Below are 16,893 nucleotides of genomic sequence, written 5' to 3'. Positions count from 1 at the left end.
TCCACACCATGAGCCTGCAAAATTTCGACCCCGCCATTGCCCGCCTGATCGACCGCGAGCGCAATCGCCAGGAAACCCACCTGGAGCTGATCGCTTCGGAAAACTACGTCAGCGAAGAAGTGCTCCAGGCCCAGGGCTCCGTGCTCACCAACAAGTACGCCGAAGGCTATCCGGGCAAGCGTTACTACGGCGGCTGCAAGGTCGTCGATGAAATCGAGAACCTGGCCATCGAACGCGCGCGCAAGTTGTTCAACTGCGAATACGTCAACGTGCAGCCGCACTCCGGCTCCCAGGCCAACCAGGCGGTTTTCCTGGCGGTACTGGAACCCGGCGACACGATTCTGGGCATGTCCCTGGCCCACGGCGGCCACCTGACCCACGGCGCCTCGGTCAATTTTTCCGGCAAGCTCTACCGGGCCTTTTCCTATGGCCTGGACACGGAAACCGAAACCCTCGACTACGAAGAAATGGAAGCCCTGGCCCGGGAACACCGGCCGAAGATGATCATCGCCGGGGCCTCGGCCTATTCGCGGACCCTCGACTTTCAGCGCTTTCGCAAGATCTGCGATGAAGTCGGCGCCTACCTGATGGTGGACATGGCGCACTACGCCGGGTTGATCGCTGCCGGCGTGTACCCCTCGCCGGTGGGCATCGCCGACTTCATCACCTCCACCACCCACAAAACCCTGCGCGGCCCACGCGGCGGCTTGATCCTGGCCAAGGAGCAATACGCCGCCCTGCTCGACAAGACGATTTTCCCGGTGTATCAGGGCGGCCCGCTGATGCACGTCATCGCCGCCAAGGCCGTGGCCTTCAACGAAGCCTTGGGCGACGGGTTCAAGCATTACCAGCGGCGGGTGATCGACAACGCCCGGGTCATGGCCAACGTGCTGACTCGGCGCGGTTTGCGGGTGGTGTCCGGCGGTACCGACTGCCACATGTTCCTGCTCGATCTGCGCTCGATGAACATCACTGGCAAAGACGCCGAGGCGTTGCTTGAAAGCGCCCACATCACCCTGAACAAAAACGCGATCCCCAATGATCCGCAAAAACCGGCGATCACCAGTGGCATTCGCATCGGCACCCCAGCGCTGACCACACGAGGTTTTGGCGAAGCGGAATGTGCCGAAGTGGCGAATCTGATCGCCGACCTGCTGGAACAACCGGACAACGCGGCACGCCTGGATAACATCCGACGTCGAGTGATGCATTTGTGTGAATGCTTTCCGGTGTATCTGCTGAGGTAATGGCTGGATAAGGGCAGGACGCCTAACGCAAGAAATAAAGGCAAGCAAAACTGTGGGAGCGAGCTTGCTCGCGATAGCGGTGTGACAGTCGATAAAGACGTTGAATGCACGGCCGCAATCGCGAGCAAGCTCGCTCCCACAATTGGATTTTCAGCGGTACAGCAGACGCTCCGCCAACTCATCGGCCACCCGCGCCGGTGAGCGCTTCTCTGCCTGGGCATGGGCGAAGACTTCCGTGAGCCGGGCACCGATCTTCGACAAATGCGCGGTGATCGTCGACAGTTCTTCGCCGCGATGCTTCAGCGCGACATAGATCAGCCCGCCGGAGTTGATCACATAGTCCGGCGCATAAAGAATCCCGCGCCTTTCCAACTGGTCGGCCACCTGCAGGCTGCTCAACTGATTATGGGCCGAGCCGGCAACGGCCGAGCAGCGCAGTTGCGCCACGCTGTGGCTGTTGAGCACTCCGCCCAGGCCGCAGGGGGCGAGGATGTCGCAGGGGGTGCTGAGCAGCGCGTCGTTGGCGATCGGATGGGCGCCCAGTTGCTCCATGGCCAGTTGCACCTTGCCAGGATCGATATCGCTGACCAGCAGTTCGGCGCCCGCCGCGTGCAACTGTTCGGCCAGGGCATAACCGACATTGCCCAGGCCCTGGATCGCCACCCGCAGGCTTTCGAGGTTATCGCTGCCCAAACGGGCCATGGCGGTGGCACGGATCCCGGCAAAGACGCCCATTGCCGCGTGGGGCGCGGGGTCTCCAGAAGCCGTGGTGCTGGTGACATGGCGGGTCTGCTGGGCGATGCAATCCATGTCGGCCACCGACGTGCCGCTGTCGATGGCCGTGATGTAGCGCCCGTCCAATTGCTCGATACAACGACCAAAGGCTTCGAACAGCGCCGCCCGACTCTCGACATGGGCTGGACGCATGATCACCGCGACCCCGCCGCCCACGGGCAAACCGGCCAGCGCCGCCTTGTAGCTCATGCCTTGAGCCAGGCGCACGGCGTCTGCCACGGCACTTTCGTCGTCGGGGTAGGCAAGATAACGACAGCCCCCCAGGGCAGGCCCGGGACGGCTGCAATGGATAGCAATCACCGCCTTCAACCCGGTCGTCGGGTCTACGCTTAGGTGCAGCGATTCAAGGCGGGAGCTTTGCATGAGAGCAAACATTGTAAGGCTCCCGAATCACTTTTGTTTGTTTCGCCAGTATAGGCGTGCAGTCGAAAATTGCTGGAGCACGCCGGAATAAGCCACCAGGGTGTCAGTCGTTTTCGGCATAACCCGTGACAGTGGCGGCTCAAGACTGGACGAAAATCCACGGCAGGGCTAAAACGGGAGCATAGCCCGGAGAGTTCGATGAAACCGCGCCAAGCCTTTTTTGACTGTCTGCACCGCTCACCACCGGCGCTGTTCGAAGCGGCGTTGTGGATCGCTGCCGAACATGATCGCGACGTCGACGTCCCGGCCTTGCTGAAGGATTTCAAGGAGCTGCAACAGCGGGTCAGCCATGACCTGCCGATGCTGCCTGTCAGCGAACTGGGCCAGCCCCTGTTGCGACGGCTCAATGACCTGGGTTTCGCCCAAGACGACTTCACCCCCCTGCGACCACGCGCGGCGTTGCTGAACCAAGTCCTGACACGCAAGCGCGGGCAACCCCTGGCCCTCGGGCTGATTGCTCTGGAACTGGCCCGAGGGCTGGAAATTCCGATGGTCGGTGTCAATTTCCCCGGGCATTTCCTGTTGAAAGTGCCCGGTGCCGATCACCTGCTCGACCCGTGCGGTGGGCGCCGGTTGTACCCCAATGACTGCCGAGAACTGCTACAACGCCAATATGGCGCGAACATGCTGCTCAAGGCGGAGCACCTGGTCAACGCCGAGCCGATGCAGATGCTGCAGCGCCTGTCGCGCAATCTGCGCCAACTGCATCTGGCGAACGACGATTACATCGCGGCCCTGATCGACGCCGAACGGGTGCTGGAACTGGGCAACGCCAGCGCCGCCGATTACCTGGCCCGCGCCAGCCTGTATCAGCGACTCGATTGCCCCAACGCCGAACGTTTCGACCTGGAGCATGCCCTGATGCTCAGCGACGATCCGATCCAGCGAATCCGGCTGACGGAGCGGCTAGGGCATTTGCCGCCGAATTCGGTGGTGCATTGAGCGGTGGCAGGCATGCAGATTCAGGTTACTTTTTGAATCGCTATCGCGAGCAAGCTCGCTCCCACAGTAGATCCCAGTGTACGCAAATCAAATGTGGGAGCGAGCTTGCTCGCGATGGCGATGCAACGGCCTGCATCAATATCAAGCCGGAGTATCCGGCTGCTTCGCCGGATGCGCCTGCTGGAACGCGGGATGCCCGGCCGCCAACGCCGCGACCCGACGAATCCGTGGATACGCTTGCAAAGACACATTGAACCGCTCGGCGGCGTACAACTGCGGGATCAAGAACACATCCGCCAACCCCGGCGCGGTACCGAAGCAATACCCCTCATCGCCAATCAACTGCTCCACCGCAGCCAGGCCCTGGCTGATCCAATGCCCGATCCACTGCGTCACCTGCGCTTCGTCGTGGCCCCACTGCCGCAGCTGGTTGAGCACGCTGACGTTGTGCAGGGGATGAATGTCGCAACCGATCAATGCGGCGACACCCCGCTCGTGGGCGCGCACCGCCAGGTCGGCGCTGAGCAGCGGCACCTGGGGGTAACGCTCCTCCAGGTACTCGATGATGGCCGGCGATTGCACCAGCAATGCGCCCTCATCGGTACGCAGTGCCGGCACCCTGCCCTGGGGGTTGATCGCCAGGTAGGCCGGCTGGCGATGCTCGCCCCCGGGCGCAGCGATCAAGTTGACGGGCAAGGCCTGGTAATCCAGGCCCTTGAGTGCCAACGCAATGCGCACCCGATAGGACGAGGTGGAGCGGTAATAGGTATAGAGTTCCATGCACTCCCCCTCAACGCGCCGGCAGGATCTTGCCCCGGCACTCGCCGAAACCGATGGAGGCGAAACCCTCGCGGCGGCAACGGGCCCGCAAGATGATTTCGTCACCGTCCTCAAGGAATCGGCGCACTTCGCCAGACGCCAGTTCGATCGGCTTCTTGCCGCCTTCGGTGATTTCCAGCAGGCTGCCGAACTGATGATTTTCAGGCCCCGACAAGGTGCCCGAGCCAAACAGGTCGCCGGCCTGCAACTGGCAGCCGTTGACGCTGTGGTGCGCGACCATCTGCGCCACGGTCCAGTACATGTACTGGGTGTTGCTCAAAGTCAGGCGCTGGGCCGGCAGGTTCTGCTCGACCATGGCCTCGGTCAGCAACAGGACTTCCAGCTCGATGTCGAAAGCCCCGCCGGCCTGGTCACGCGTGTCCAGCAGATACGGCAGCGGCTGCGGATCGCCTTGCGGACGGGCCGGTTGCGGGCGGCGGAACGGCTCCAGGGCTTCAGCCGTCACCACCCACGGCGAAATGCTGGTCAGGAAACTCTTCGACAGAAACGGCCCCAGGGGTTGGTATTCCCAGGCCTGGATATCCCGGGCCGACCAATCGTTGAGCAGGCAGAACCCGCCAATGTGCTCGGCGGCATCGCCAATGGCGATCGGTTCGCCCAGCGCATTGCCCTTACCGATCCAGATGCCCAGCTCCAGCTCATAGTCCAGCCGCGCGCACGGGCCGAAGGTCGGTTCGGTGTGGCCGGCCGGCAGGGTCTGGCCCTTGGGACGGCGCACGTCGGTGCCGGACGGGCGAATGGTCGAAGCGCGACCGTGGTAACCGATGGGCACGTATTTGTAGTTGGGCAGCAATGGATTATCGGGGCGAAACAGCTTGCCGACATTTTGCGCGTGTTCGATACCCACGTAGAAATCGGTGTAGTCGTTGATCCTGGCCGGCAGGTGCATCTGGCAGTCGGCAGCGAGGAGCAGCAGCTTCGCCTCCTGGGCTTCAACTTGGCCGCGCAACGGACTGTCTTCGCGCAACAGTTCCAGCAATCGCTCACGCAGGGCAACCCGGGCGCTGCGGCCCAGGTCGAAAAACCCGTTCAACTGGCCGCCGGCCATGGCTTCGACGGCATGTTGCGCCGCGCCATCAAACAAGCCCGCGTGCAGCGCCGCCTGCAGATCGAAAATCCGCTCGCCAATCGCCACGCCGCTGCGCAAGGCACCACCATCGACGCTGAAGACCCCCAATGGCAGGTTCTGCAACGGGAAGTCGGCGTGGCCGTTGGCACTGGCGACCCAGCTACGGGCAGGGGAACTTTGAGTCATGGTTATCTCCGGGTCGGGTCGAACGTGACAGGCAGCGAGGCCCAACAAGCATCGTAGTCGGTTTGCAGTTGCGGGCAGTCCAGGGCGAAACGGCTTGGGCGCAAGACCTGGCTGGTCTCGAACATGAAGGCCATGGTGTTGTCGATTTTCGCCGGCTGAAGATCAGCGTTGATCGCCTTGGTACAGGTCTCACCATCCGGGCCATGGGCGCTCATGCAACTGTGCAGGGATGTACCGCCCGGCAGGAAACCTTCGGCCTTGGCATCGTAGGCGCCCTGGATCAGGCCCATGAATTCGTTCATCAGGTTGCGGTGGAACCACGGCGGACGGAAGGTGTTTTCCGCCACCATCCAGCGGGGCGGGAAAATCACGAAGTCGAGATTGGCCAAGCCGTGGACGCTGGTGGGCGAGGTCAGCACAGTGAAAATCGACGGATCCGGGTGATCGAAGCTGACCGTGCCAATCGTGTTGAAGCGGCGCAGGTCATATTTGTACGGCACGTTGTTGCCATGCCAGGCCACCACGTCAAGAGGCGAATGATCCAGCTCGCAACCCCACAACTCACCGAGGAACTTCTGAACCAGGGTGGTCGGTTGCGCGAGGTTCTCGTAATGGGCGACCGGCGCCAGAAAGTCCCGCGGGTTCGCCAGGCCGTTGCTGCCGATGGGCCCCAGGTCCGGCAGGCGCAGCGGCGCGCCATGGTTTTCGGCGAGGTAACCACGGGCCTGCGGGTCGAGCAGTTCAACGCGGAATTTCAGGCCCCGGGGCAGCACGGCGATTTCCAGCGGCGCCAGTTCCAGCACGCCCAGTTCGGTGGCGATCCGCAGCCGTCCCAGTTGCGGCACGATCAACCACTCACCGTCGGCATTGAAAAACACCCGCTCCATGGAGCGGTTGGCCCGGTAGTGATAAAGGCTGACGCCGGCCGGTTTGTCCGCGCCGGCATTGGCCGCCATGCACACCAGCCCGTCGATGAAATCGGTGGGCTCGGCGGGAATGTCCAGCGGGTTCCAGCGCAGGCGATTGGGCGTGACCTCACCCAGCGGGCCACCCGCTAATTGCCGTTCGAGCTTGGTGAAGGCCGGGTGATTGGCCGACGGCCGGATCCGATACATCCAGGTCCGCCGCGCTTCGCTGCGGGCCATGGTGAACGCCGTGCCAGAGAACAACTCGGCGTAGAGACCGTACGGGGCTTTCTGCGGGGAGTTCTGGCCGATGGGCAAGGCGCCGGGCAAGGCTTCGCTGGCAAATTCGTTGCCCAAGCCTGACTGGTAAGCCAGGTCCGACGTTGTGGAATCGAGGTTCATGGAGCCTCCTGGGAGTGCGGCCTGTCACTCAACGGAGTGGTTGAGGCGCACCGGGTTATTTTTATCGTAATTCAATTACGCATAACGTAATTTGCTCGACGACGACCGTCAAGCTATAAAGACGCCCATTCGCCTCTGGACCCTGCGCCTCCATGGAAACCCCGCTCAGCAACGGTAAACAGAAAGTCCGCTCGGCCGAAGTCGGTACCGACATTCTCAAGGCCCTGGCCGAACTCTCCCCCTCCACATCACTGTCGCGCCTGGCCGAGCACGTGCAGATGCCGGCGAGCAAGGTCCATCGCTACTTGCAGGCCTTGATCGCCAGCGGGTTCGCCGAGCAGAACGCCGCCACCAACCACTATGGCCTGGGCCGCGAAGCCCTGCGCGTGGGCCTGGCCGCGTTGAACGGCATGGACGTGCTGCAAGTGGCCGCCCTCCCCCTGGCCGAGTTGCGCGATGAGTTGAACGAAACCTGCTTCCTGGCGGTGTGGGGCAACCATGGCGCGACCGTGGTGCGCATCGAGCCCGCCGTGCGGGCCGTGACCGTGGTGACGCAACTGGGCTCGGTGTTGCCGCTGCTCAGCTCGTCCACGGGACTGGTGTTCAGCGCTTATCTGCCAGCGCGCGAGACGATTGGCCTGCGCGAGCAGGAAGTACAAGGCACCGAGCACCATGCCCTGGCCGATGATCGCGCCTATACCACCCTGTGCGAGCAGATTCGCAGCCGTGGCCTGCACCATGTGCATGGCTTGCTGATGCCGGGCGTGGACGCCTTGTCCGCCCCGGTCTTCAATGCGGTCGGCGAGGTCAAGGCAGTGATGACCGTGGTCGGCCCGACCTCGCTGTTCCACGCCGACGAAAACGGCCCGGCGGCGCAACGACTGTTGGCGGCGACCCGGGCCGTGAGTTGGCGGATGGGGTATGAGGCGGGTCCAGGATCAGTCCAGGAAATCCGGGACAATCCTGATCACTAGATCATTGAGATGTGGGGTGATCAGTTGCGGATGGAGGTGGCGCTCTTCTCCGCTGAAGCCGACGGTATAAATGCCTTGGTGGCTGCCCTTCGAATGGAAGGGAATCAAATCATTATTGAAATGGCCCAGTAGATACTCAACCAGCCTCTCGGAAGACGACACCATGCGCCTGCCGAGGCCATGGTCAATAAAACTGGTCACGTATACGCCCTCCGGATAGATGTTGGGCGCATGAACTTTCAAAGCACCATGCACATCCTCGGCGGTCAATGGCCTGAGGGGACGCGGGGATAAATCGATTGCAGGTTTTTCCGTCAAACTGGCCACGATGTCTGTGACGATTTTTTCAAATGCGATCAAGTCCAGCGTCTTTATCCGATCTTCGGCAGCAAAAGAATAACGCCTGTTGAACACATTGCTGATTCCTTGCGTATACGTTGGCAGGCTTTGCTTTTCAACCCAGGCCAGCGTTTCCTCGAATAACGTTCGAGAAGTTGCTGTTTCGAGCTTGGGGAAGTCCATCAATGTATTCACATAGGCCGTGAATGGATTGACGTCCAATGGCTCCAGGTAATGATCCAATAACACCTGGACGGCAAAATCCACGCGCGTGTTTTTCAGTGCTAGAAGCCTTTCGGAGGGCGAAGAAAACAACGGGGTATTCATAAGACATCCTTGTCATTTCATGGGCTCGAACTTCCTGTTCGAGCCGTTATGGGGTGTGCGCCTGATGCAACAACACGGCATCCGCTCAACTGAAGCGGCAACTTAAGACTTGAACTTCAGCCAGGCCGTTATACACAGGCCAACGCCCGACTGTAAAAAAAGCAAGTGTAAGCGTGCGTGAAGTTTCGATTCATTGCCTCTAACCCATCACCCCCATGCCCTTGGCTTTTGCTACCGCCTGGGTACGTCGTTGCACCCCCAACTTGCTGTGGATTCGACGCGCATGGGTTTTCACCGTGTGCAATGAGATGAACAACTGTTCGGCAATCTGTTGGTTTGAATGCCCTTGGGCAATCAGTTTCAGGACCTCCAACTCGCGATGACTGAGCAAAGTCTCCTCGGCGGTGACGGGCGACTCGGCCGGTTCTGCCGATTGCCCCCAGCGCAACAGCTCGGGCTGGCGCAAGCGCAGTTCGCACAACGCCTGCGGGGCCCGCCAGCACGTCACTCGCTTGAGCCCCTCTTGCAGCAGTGAGCGGGCCTGGGCACGATCGCCGGACAACCAGACGACCTCCGTCAGCACCAGGTGCAGTTCGGTTTCCAGGCTGTGCATTTCACCGTGCTGCGCCTGGGCGATCATGGCCTGCAGGCGCGCCTGTGGCGCCTGTGCCCGCTGCAAGTAGACCTCGGCCAACACCAGCAGGTATTCAAGTCGCGCAATCAACTCCAGGGTCGCGGGAGGCGCGTGCTTGGCCTGGGGTCCGCGAAAATGCCGCAAGACGCGGGTCAAGGCTTCATGGGCCAGTTCCGCCCGTCCCTGTTGCAACCAGAACTGGCAGCTGGTTTGCAACAACACACCACGGTAAACGGTGTCGGGGATGTGCCGCTGCTGCATGATCCGCTCGGCATCGCGCAGATGCATGAAGGCCTCGCCGTAGTCGCCCTGGTTGGCAGCCAGGCAGGCCTTGCCGAGAAAGCCATAGAGCACCTGTTTGTCCTGGCTGTGCAGGCCCGTTTCCAAACCCGTTTGAAAGTGCTCGGCGGCCCGTTCCTCAAACCCCATGCGCAGCGCCAGGCGCCCGCGCCGCAAGGCAATCCGTCCCAACAACGCGGAAAAGTCCTGGCCCGGTTTATCCAGCAGTGTCTGGACGGCGGCCAGCAAATGATCGGCCCGATGCGGCGCGCCGCGTTGCTCCAGGACTTGGGCGTGGTCCAGTTCCAGTAATCCTTCAAAGACCAGCGAACCCTGCGCACGCGCCAAGCATAACGCCTGGCGGTTGATCCATTGCGCCGAGGCCAGTTCGCCAGCAAGCAACGCCTGCTGCGTCAGCCCACCCAGGCACAGCACCCGTTGGGACCAGGCCTCGGGCTCCAGGCTGGCCTGGGCCTGGAGGAAATGTTCACGCGCCGGTTCGCCATCGCCATTGAGGTGCAGCAACCAGCCGCGCAGGACCAGCCACCTTGCCAACACCTGTCGCTGCCGACAGGCCGAAGGTTGCGGCAGGAACCTGGCCAGTTGCTCGATGCACGTCGACGCCTCATCGAAGCGTCCGGCGAACAACAGCGCAGCGGTGACCAGCCCCACCGACTGCGGCGTATCAAGGGTCAGCGCTTCGCCTTGTTGATCGTGCAAGCTCAGCAACAGCACCACGTTACGGCGCTGCAAGACGTGCTCGAAATTCAAATGCTGCAAGAAACTGACGGCGGTCTCGAACTCCTCGGCCAACATGGCTTGCTCGAACGCCATTTGCCAGTCCTGCTCGGCGGCAAACCACTGGCAGGCCCGGCGATGCCAGGAGCGCCCCTGGGACCAGGGCTCTTCACGCACCAACCGGGCCAGGGCCGGGAAGATTTGCAACCAGTCCGAAGTCTGCTCCCACGGCTCGATAAAACACCCCAGCTCCAGCAACAACGGCAGGCATTGGGCGCCCACCGTGTCGCCGAACAAGTGCTCGCACAGCCGGGCATTGAACCGCGGCAGATGCGCCAGCACGCGCCAGGCCTGTGCCAGCTCCGGGGTCAGCGTACTGAACAGTTCGTACTCCAGGTAGTCGAGCAAGGTCCCCGGCCTCCCTGGTGTCGCATGACTGCGCGCCCATTCGCAGCGCTCAAGCAGGGTGATGCGCACCCCGGCACACCAGCCACCATTGCGCTGAATCACCTCGCGAGCCGTGCGGGCAGCCTGGGGCCCGGGCAGATGACGAAGCAGTGGCTGGATATCATCAGGGGTGAAGAACAATGCCTGTGGGTCAAACTCGTGCAGTTCGTCATCGAGCAACAGTCGCGGCCAATTGCAGTGGGGGCGGCGGCGGCCATTCAACCACAGGTGCAATGCCGGGCTACTGGTGTTCAATAAACGGTCGAGCAGTTGATCCAGCTCGGGGTTCGGCACCCGGCAATAGTCGTCCAGGAATAACCAGGTGGGTGTTTGCAAACGCGCCAGGTGGGCCAACAAACCCGCTTCATCCAGCACCGGCAGCCCGAGGGTCTGCGCCAGGTGCTCGCACATTTGCGCGACGCTCAACGCCGCGCCCCCCAAGGGCAACCAATGCAACCGACAGTCACTGGGCGCTTGCAGGAAGCACTCGGCGAACAACGCACTCTTGCCGCTGCCCGCCGGCGCGCAGAGCAGTTTTACCCGCGCCTCGGAAGCCAGCGGCGGCTCGCTCAAGGACCGCCGCGGCAGATGCGTCGAGGACAGGCGAGGCAGCAATCCTGGACGGTCCGGACACGGAGTCATGGCGGTCATGGGGGTGATCCTGTTTATTGTTATCTGACCACCCTAGCCCTGTGTCGCCGACCTTTGGAGAAGTATTCAGCGCGCTGATTGGCGCCCATAAAAAAACGACCGGCAGAAGCGCTGCCGGTCGTTCATGATCATTTCAAGTCAGACACAGTTTGTGGCGAGGGGATTTATCCCCTCGCCACAGTCATCTTTCCAGCCCTCAGTGCTTAGCGAACCCCGGTCGAGCGCAGCGCCGCCGGCGTATAGTCGGCTGCCCGGGCTTCGAAGCCGTATTCGTAGCTGTGTTTCTCCTCGTTCTTCATCCCCAGCGCGATGTAGCGGCCGGCGATGATGTCGTAGAGCGCCTCCAGGGTGTAGGCCGGGTTCTGATGGTCGTAGTAGAACTGGGCATGACCTTCGGCCACCCGCCACAGTTGACCGCGACCGTCGTAGTGGTCCACCAGGGCGGCCTGCCAGCTGTCCTCGTCGAAGTACATGTGGCGTTTGGCGTAGATGTGCCGCTCGCTGGGCTTGACCGTCCCGACCACTTCCCAGACCCGGTGCAGCTCATAGCGGGTCAGGTCCTGGTTGATGTGGCCGGCCTTGATCACGTCGTCGTACTTGAGGCTGGGCGAATCGAGCTTGTAGCTGTTGTACGGGATGTACATTTCCTTCTTGCCGATCAGCTTCCAGTCGTAGCGGTCCGGCGCACCGGAAAACAGGTCGAAGTTGTCGGAGGTGCGCAACCCGTCGGCGGCGGTGCCCGGGCCATCGTAGGCTACTTGCGGGGCACGACGCACACGGCGCTGGCCGGCGTTGTAGATCCAGGCCAGGCGTGGCTCCTTCACTTGGTCCAGGGTTTCGTGCACCAACAGCACATTACCGGCCAGGCGTGCCGGGGCGGTGACCTCCTGCTTGAAATAGGTCAGCACGTTACTGGCCTTTTCCGGGTCGGCATCCTTGATCAGGAACGGCACGGCGATTTCTTCTTCGAAGCGAATCGGCGTGAAGCTGCCATTGGTCTGCGGCGTGGCCTGGGTAATGATGCGTCGCAGGTTGCCACCGTGATAACGGGTTATGTGGTTCCATATGACTTCCACGCCGTTCTTGGGGATCGGGAAGGCGTAGTAGCGGTTGCCGGTGAAGTTGGACAAGCCGTTACCGTCGTTGATGGACGCCACGTTGAGCGCACTGCGCTTGGCCGACTCGTAGATTTCCGGCGGCAGGGAAACGCTGCGATGGGTCGGATAGACCGGGATCTTGTAGGTCTCCGGGTAGCGCTTGAACATCGCCACCTGCCCTTCGGACAACTTGTCCTTGTACTTGTCCACCGTCGCGGCGGTGATGGTGAACAATGGTTTTTCATTGGCGAACGGATCCGCCAGGAAACCCTTGCTGTCCACCGCTCCAGCGTTTTTCGCAATGCCGCCGGTCCAGGCCGGGATCGAGCCATCGGCGTTACCAGCCTTTTCCGCACCAATGGGGGTGAGACTGGTGCCCAGTTTGTTCGCTTCCTCCGGCGAAACCGCCGCCATCACGTTCGCCGCCAGCAGGCTCAAGGCCAGGGCACCGCATTGCAGGATCATCTTGCGCATTGGGTTTTCCTTGTCAGCCAGATCAGAAGTTCACGCCGAAGCTCAGCGCGAGGAAATCGCGGTCTTCGAGAACGTTGTAATCGCCGCCAAAAAAGTCGGTGTAGCTCAAGCTGGCGGTGTAGGTGTTGCGGTAATCGGCATCGACACCAACGCTGATGGCCTTGGCGCCTTCGTTGAACAGACCGTTGGGGCCATAGCCGGCCACATCGTGGGACCAGGACACGTTGGGCTTGAAGTTCACCCCGCCGATCACGTTGGAGTAATCGAGGATCGCCCGGGCGCGATAGCCCCAGGACGTCGAGGTGACGAAACCATCGGTGTCGCCCTGGAAGCCATATTGGCCATAGACCGAATCACGGCCATAACGCAGCTTGTCCTTGGACTCCAGGCCACCGACATGCACCACCGCCGCTTCGCCGACCAGCGTCAGGCGATCGGCCCCCAGCACCTGATCGAAGAAGTGCGTCAGGGTGCTCTGGACCTGGGTCACTTCCTTACGCCGGTAACCGGTGTTGTCGGCACCCGGTGCGGTCGCGATAGGCGATGCCGCGCCACCGGCAATCGGGTTGACCAGGGCCAGGGTCAGGTCGTTGGTATTGACCTGCACCGGCGCGTTGGGACGGTAGCTGATTTCCCCGGTCCAGGCGGTGCCGGTGGGCAACGTCGTGGAGAAACTGGCGCCGTACAGGCGGATGTCTTCCGGGTATTCAAGGTAGTACCCACCACGGCCCAGCATCACGCTTTGCGCCAGACCCGCACCGCTGCCAGGGGCCAGGCCGTTGGCGATCGCGACCATTCCCGGCAACGCCGCCAGCGTCGAAAGCCCCGCCGTGGTGGTTCCGACGGTAGGCGTACGGCTGTGGTAGTTCATGAAATACAGGCCGTACTCGGTGTCATCGCCGAGCCAGCGCAACGCCGTGCCCCACTGGCCGGAGTCGCGGGCGTCACGGTCGCCGCCACGGGGAATGATCACCCCTTCGCTGGACACCTGGATCTCCTGGCCGAATGCCTGGGTCAAGGGCACGAACGGCGCAATCGCCGGACTGCCCACGGTGTAGCCACTGGTGCAACCGTCAGCCACCACGTCGTTGCCAAAGAACGTGCCGCAGTTATCCACCACGGTCTGGTCCCACTCCAACTGGTAGAAACCTTCGATGGTGAGCTTGTCGGTCAGGCCTTGGGAGGCAAACAGCATGTTCACCGGGATCAGGCCTTCCTTGATCTCCGCACCGGGGCGACGGAACGCGGACACGTCCACCGGGTTGATGCTGTTGATGGAGTTGCCGATGAAGGTGCTTTCCCCCCAACTGACCACCTGCTTGCCGGCGCGCACGGTGCCTGGCAAATCGGCGATGGAATAGTTGTGATAGACGAAGGCATCGAGGATCTGTGCCCCTGAGGACTTGGCGCCTTCCTTGCGATTGCTGTCACTGATGTCCTTGAACTCGCGGCCCTCATCCTTGAGCTCGAAGTCATACCAGTACTTGCCGCGCACGAACACACCGGTATCGCCGTACTTGAGCTCGAGGTCGTGCAGGCCTTTGAAGATTTTGGAAAAGGTTTCGCCTTTCTTGAAATTCAGCCGTCCGTCATCACCGGTGGAGGATTGGCCCCGCCCGCCGTTGACCGTGCCGACCAGGTCTTTGTCGGCATCGCGCATGCCCCAGCTCGCGCCCACGGACAGCGACGAATCGAACTGCCCCTCGATCTCGCCAATGTTGAATGAAACGGCCTGCGCCTGGGCAGAGCAACCCAAGGCCACCGCGACGGCCAGCGCCTGCGGCTTGAAGATGGCGCGCATTGTTATTGTTGTCATGCGTCTTCCCCGGTGAGTGACAGAGGCTTCACCCTACTGCCGCACGCCATGGGCGATAAGCGCACCAAGGAGGTATTCGCGCTGTACCTCAAAAGGATTACAGCCCTCGCGGGACGGGCGTTTGCGCGCCCCATGGACGGACTGGATGATGATCCATCAGCGCCACGCATATTCCTGCCCGGCCTGCGACTGTTACGCGCCCTGCAACGGTGCATGTCCAGATCCAGGCTGTTTCCCGTCGGCCTCGATCCCTATGCTGGCCGGGCTTGCAGGGCAACGGGCCTGCACGCGCAAGTCGCCACGGCATCCTTCCCGCCCGGCGCACCGTCATTCGGATGGATTGGCGCATCGGTCCATCATCCCGTGTTCATCGACGTTGGTTTGTAGCTCCTTTGCAACGTCACGCTTAGGCCGCTGCTTTTTGCAGCGGCCTTTTTTATGTGCGGTTATTTCCTAGTTAAAACTTCTTGTTTCCTACGTTGTTGTCGGAAAGGCTCACCTGCCTGCCTTTAGAGATCGAACTTATAGTTTCCTTTGTCGCCCAAGATGGGGGATTACACAAATAGCCATGAATGACCGCGTGTATTGAATGACGGTTTGGCTATTCAGACTCGATTCGAAAGGAACTCGATATGCAGCAAGAGAAAAATATCCTTGTGGATAGAGGTATACCTCGCACGCCACCTTCCTCTTCTCCATCTCCCAATCATGGACATGGCGGCATACCGGATCGCTCGACAGGCAGGACTCATATAGACACCGGTGGTGACGGTTCAAATTCGCAGAGCTTTTCTGACTATAGCCATGCTGGGTTTGAGCCTGCGATTGGAATGGTTTTGCTTAGGTTGAAGAGCACCACCAAAACTGCAGAAAGTACGTACCAAACCCAGCTCAGCAGGCTGCCGCAAACGATCGAGAACGATCTGACGGCGATTAGGCTTGAGGGATCGACACGCTCTCTTTCCCCCGCAGCGGCAATCGCTCGCGAATTGGGCGTACGCAACACACTGCTGGCGCGAAAAACCGCCCAATTTCATCAAAAAACAGCGCTTGCCAATAGTTTCTACGGCGTCGATCCAATTAGTAAGCCATTACAGGCGTTCTATCCGAAAGCACTGACCCTAGAGAGACTAGTCCCCCCGAACGGTATTGCGATACAAGCCTGGACTGCATCGCTCAAGGCAGCGTACGAGGCAAGGCTGCTGTCCCAGGCCATCAATATGCTGAATCAGCAGCAAGTCGAAGTACTCAAATGGCTCGCTGCGGTGCAGGCCCAAGAGCAGGTGCAAAAAGAAGCGCAGCGTTTGGCTGCTGAAAAAGCACAAAGGTGGCTCAAGCCCTACGTGAAGCGGAAGAACGAGCAAAGATAGCAGCTGTCGCGGCGACAGAAGCCCGACAACTGGCAGAAGCTGAAAAGGCGCGTGAAAAAGCCTTCGCCGCTCGTACATTTCCCGTATCAACCCCTACCGTCGCCGCTGCTCCATCATTCAGCTTTTCGAAGGGCGAGCTCGCCATAAGTCCGACAACCGCCCTGGCAAACAACACGATGCTACGTACGGCAATTCCGGCCGTCATCGAAGCTGTCTCTGCCGTGGCAACACCTGTTATCGGAGGGTTTGCCGCGCTGCTTTATCCATCACAATTAGGCAACGGAGATCTTTACGCCCTAAGCGTCCCACTGGCGGAACTCCTACCTGACAACAGTGATGATTTGTACGCTATCGCAGCGACACAGGGTGAAGTCAAATTGCCTGTCGTTATCGGCTCCAGAACTGCGGTCAATAAGCGGGAGTTTGTCGTCGCTGGCAGTACTGGAACCTCGATACCTTCCAAAGTGCCGGTCCGGCTAGCCACGCTTGATCCACATGGTGACTTCTACTGGTCCCGCAGCCCGGATACCGAGTCGATCGGGATGACCTGGACCCCCATTGCAAGACCAGGTAATGCGTCCACTTACCTACCGGTGAACGCACCAAACCTTACTGCCTACAGTGGTGCGACTCCAGTGGCTGTTGACGGGCGAATGGATACACATCCGGAATTGGATAATTACAGTTTTGGTGGATTCATTACGGTATTCCCAATTGAGTCGGGTATCCAGCCGTTCTATACCGTTTTCAGTAGTCCCCTATGAAGGAGCAACGATCAAAGGCGAGCACAGTGGGCGCGACTTTAACCCGGAGCAGGCTGGCGGGCCTATTCTGGACTTGGATTGGAGAAGCGCGACGATCACTAAGGAGGGAATTGACGCAGTAAAATTGCACATCGCTCGGCTCGATCAGTCTGATGCCAATGACGTGATGATCGA

General features: G+C 60.9%; 13 protein-coding genes. 5 read left to right on the top strand and 8 right to left on the bottom strand.

Going from position 1 to position 16,893, the window contains the following annotated elements; genetic code table 11:
* Positions 1-8 precede the first annotated feature (8 nt).
* The gene (glyA, locus tag BT125_RS19670; RefSeq protein ID WP_072409455.1) at positions 9-1,247 is read left to right on the top strand and encodes a serine hydroxymethyltransferase; all 1,239 of its coding nucleotides are present in this window, start codon (positions 9-11) and stop codon (positions 1,245-1,247) included.
* A gap of 150 nt (positions 1,248-1,397) precedes the next feature.
* Here glyA and BT125_RS19665 read toward each other — a convergent pair whose 3' ends face one another.
* The gene (locus BT125_RS19665) at positions 1,398-2,417 is read right to left on the bottom strand and encodes a Glu/Leu/Phe/Val dehydrogenase family protein (RefSeq protein WP_060740711.1); all 1,020 of its coding nucleotides are present in this window, start codon (positions 2,415-2,417) and stop codon (positions 1,398-1,400) included.
* Positions 2,418-2,603: 186 nt separating this feature from the next.
* On the opposite strand from BT125_RS19665, the gene BT125_RS19660 reads away from it, so the two are divergent.
* Positions 2,604-3,407, top strand: a complete 804-nt coding sequence (locus BT125_RS19660; protein ID WP_072409453.1) for a SirB1 family protein — start codon at positions 2,604-2,606, stop codon at positions 3,405-3,407.
* A 141-nt stretch (positions 3,408-3,548) separates the two neighbouring features.
* Here BT125_RS19660 and maiA read toward each other — a convergent pair whose 3' ends face one another.
* Genes maiA through hmgA form a run of 3 tightly spaced genes read right to left on the bottom strand, consistent with a single transcriptional unit; the run spans position 3,549 to position 6,809 of the window.
* Positions 3,549-4,187, bottom strand: a complete 639-nt coding sequence (maiA, locus tag BT125_RS19655) for a maleylacetoacetate isomerase (protein WP_072409451.1) — start codon at positions 4,185-4,187, stop codon at positions 3,549-3,551.
* 10 nt (positions 4,188-4,197) lie between these two features.
* Positions 4,198-5,502 carry a fumarylacetoacetase gene (gene fahA, locus BT125_RS19650; RefSeq protein ID WP_072409449.1) on the bottom strand — a complete coding sequence of 435 codons (1,305 nt, stop codon included), beginning with the start codon at positions 5,500-5,502 and terminating at the stop codon, positions 4,198-4,200.
* 2 nt (positions 5,503-5,504) lie between these two features.
* Positions 5,505-6,809 (bottom strand): homogentisate 1,2-dioxygenase, encoded by a 1,305-nt coding sequence (hmgA, locus tag BT125_RS19645; protein WP_072409447.1) that lies wholly within the window; start codon positions 6,807-6,809, stop codon positions 5,505-5,507.
* A 152-nt stretch (positions 6,810-6,961) separates the two neighbouring features.
* On the opposite strand from hmgA, the gene BT125_RS19640 reads away from it, so the two are divergent.
* The gene (locus tag BT125_RS19640) at positions 6,962-7,783 is read left to right on the top strand and encodes an IclR family transcriptional regulator (RefSeq protein WP_072409445.1); all 822 of its coding nucleotides are present in this window, start codon (positions 6,962-6,964) and stop codon (positions 7,781-7,783) included.
* On the opposite strand, the gene BT125_RS19635 is transcribed toward BT125_RS19640, so the two are convergent.
* The 4 genes from BT125_RS19635 to BT125_RS19620 all read right to left on the bottom strand — a co-directional run bounded on the left by BT125_RS19635 (position 7,748) and on the right by BT125_RS19620 (position 14,585).
* Positions 7,748-8,449, bottom strand: a complete 702-nt coding sequence (locus BT125_RS19635; protein WP_072409443.1) for a hypothetical protein — start codon at positions 8,447-8,449, stop codon at positions 7,748-7,750. The two genes, BT125_RS19640 and BT125_RS19635, sit on opposite strands and share 36 nt — an antisense overlap.
* 199 nt (positions 8,450-8,648) lie before the next feature.
* Positions 8,649-11,198 (bottom strand): helix-turn-helix transcriptional regulator, encoded by a 2,550-nt coding sequence (locus BT125_RS19630; protein ID WP_072409442.1) that lies wholly within the window; start codon positions 11,196-11,198, stop codon positions 8,649-8,651.
* A gap of 203 nt (positions 11,199-11,401) precedes the next feature.
* Complete coding sequence (locus BT125_RS19625) at positions 11,402-12,769, bottom strand: DUF1329 domain-containing protein (protein WP_072409441.1); 1,368 nt, start codon at positions 12,767-12,769, stop codon at positions 11,402-11,404.
* A 22-nt stretch (positions 12,770-12,791) separates the two neighbouring features.
* Positions 12,792-14,585, bottom strand: a complete 1,794-nt coding sequence (locus tag BT125_RS19620; protein WP_072409439.1) for a DUF1302 domain-containing protein — start codon at positions 14,583-14,585, stop codon at positions 12,792-12,794.
* Between the two features lie 632 nt (positions 14,586-15,217).
* Here BT125_RS19620 and BT125_RS19615 point away from each other — a divergent pair.
* Both BT125_RS19615 and BT125_RS19610 read left to right on the top strand, forming a co-directional pair.
* The gene (locus tag BT125_RS19615; protein ID WP_139271765.1) at positions 15,218-15,955 is read left to right on the top strand and encodes a hypothetical protein; all 738 of its coding nucleotides are present in this window, start codon (positions 15,218-15,220) and stop codon (positions 15,953-15,955) included.
* Positions 15,913-16,719 (top strand): S-type pyocin domain-containing protein, encoded by an 807-nt coding sequence (locus BT125_RS19610; protein ID WP_139271764.1) that lies wholly within the window; start codon positions 15,913-15,915, stop codon positions 16,717-16,719. The genes BT125_RS19615 and BT125_RS19610 overlap by 43 nt, the downstream gene beginning before the upstream one ends.
* The last annotated feature ends 174 nt before the right edge of the window (positions 16,720-16,893 follow it).

Origin of the sequence: Pseudomonas sp. NFACC04-2 (genome assembly GCF_900119265.1) — a bacterium.
Classification (GTDB): domain Bacteria; phylum Pseudomonadota; class Gammaproteobacteria; order Pseudomonadales; family Pseudomonadaceae; genus Aquipseudomonas; species Aquipseudomonas fluorescens_AA.
The sequence above is the reverse complement of the archived record's forward strand: the minus strand, read 5'-3'. Positions and strand labels throughout refer to the sequence as shown.

Excerpts from the sequence above, each read along its gene's own strand:
- BT125_RS19635 (WP_072409443.1), bottom strand. The coding sequence starts at position 8,449 with ATGAATACCCCGTTGTTTTCTTCGCCCTCCGAAAGGCTTCTAGCACTG.
- BT125_RS19615 (WP_139271765.1), top strand. The coding sequence starts at position 15,218 with ATGCAGCAAGAGAAAAATATCCTTGTGGATAGAGGTATACCTCGCACG.
- BT125_RS19620 (WP_072409439.1), bottom strand. The coding sequence starts at position 14,585 with ATGACAACAATAACAATGCGCGCCATCTTCAAGCCGCAGGCGCTGGCC.
- BT125_RS19640 (WP_072409445.1), top strand. The coding sequence starts at position 6,962 with ATGGAAACCCCGCTCAGCAACGGTAAACAGAAAGTCCGCTCGGCCGAA.
- hmgA (WP_072409447.1), bottom strand. The coding sequence starts at position 6,809 with ATGAACCTCGATTCCACAACGTCGGACCTGGCTTACCAGTCAGGCTTG.
- fahA (WP_072409449.1), bottom strand. The coding sequence starts at position 5,502 with ATGACTCAAAGTTCCCCTGCCCGTAGCTGGGTCGCCAGTGCCAACGGC.
- BT125_RS19630 (WP_072409442.1), bottom strand. The coding sequence starts at position 11,198 with ATGACCGCCATGACTCCGTGTCCGGACCGTCCAGGATTGCTGCCTCGC.
- BT125_RS19625 (WP_072409441.1), bottom strand. The coding sequence starts at position 12,769 with ATGCGCAAGATGATCCTGCAATGCGGTGCCCTGGCCTTGAGCCTGCTG.
- maiA (WP_072409451.1), bottom strand. The coding sequence starts at position 4,187 with ATGGAACTCTATACCTATTACCGCTCCACCTCGTCCTATCGGGTGCGC.
- BT125_RS19665 (WP_060740711.1), bottom strand. The coding sequence starts at position 2,417 with ATGTTTGCTCTCATGCAAAGCTCCCGCCTTGAATCGCTGCACCTAAGC.
- BT125_RS19660 (WP_072409453.1), top strand. The coding sequence starts at position 2,604 with ATGAAACCGCGCCAAGCCTTTTTTGACTGTCTGCACCGCTCACCACCG.
- glyA (WP_072409455.1), top strand. The coding sequence starts at position 9 with ATGAGCCTGCAAAATTTCGACCCCGCCATTGCCCGCCTGATCGACCGC.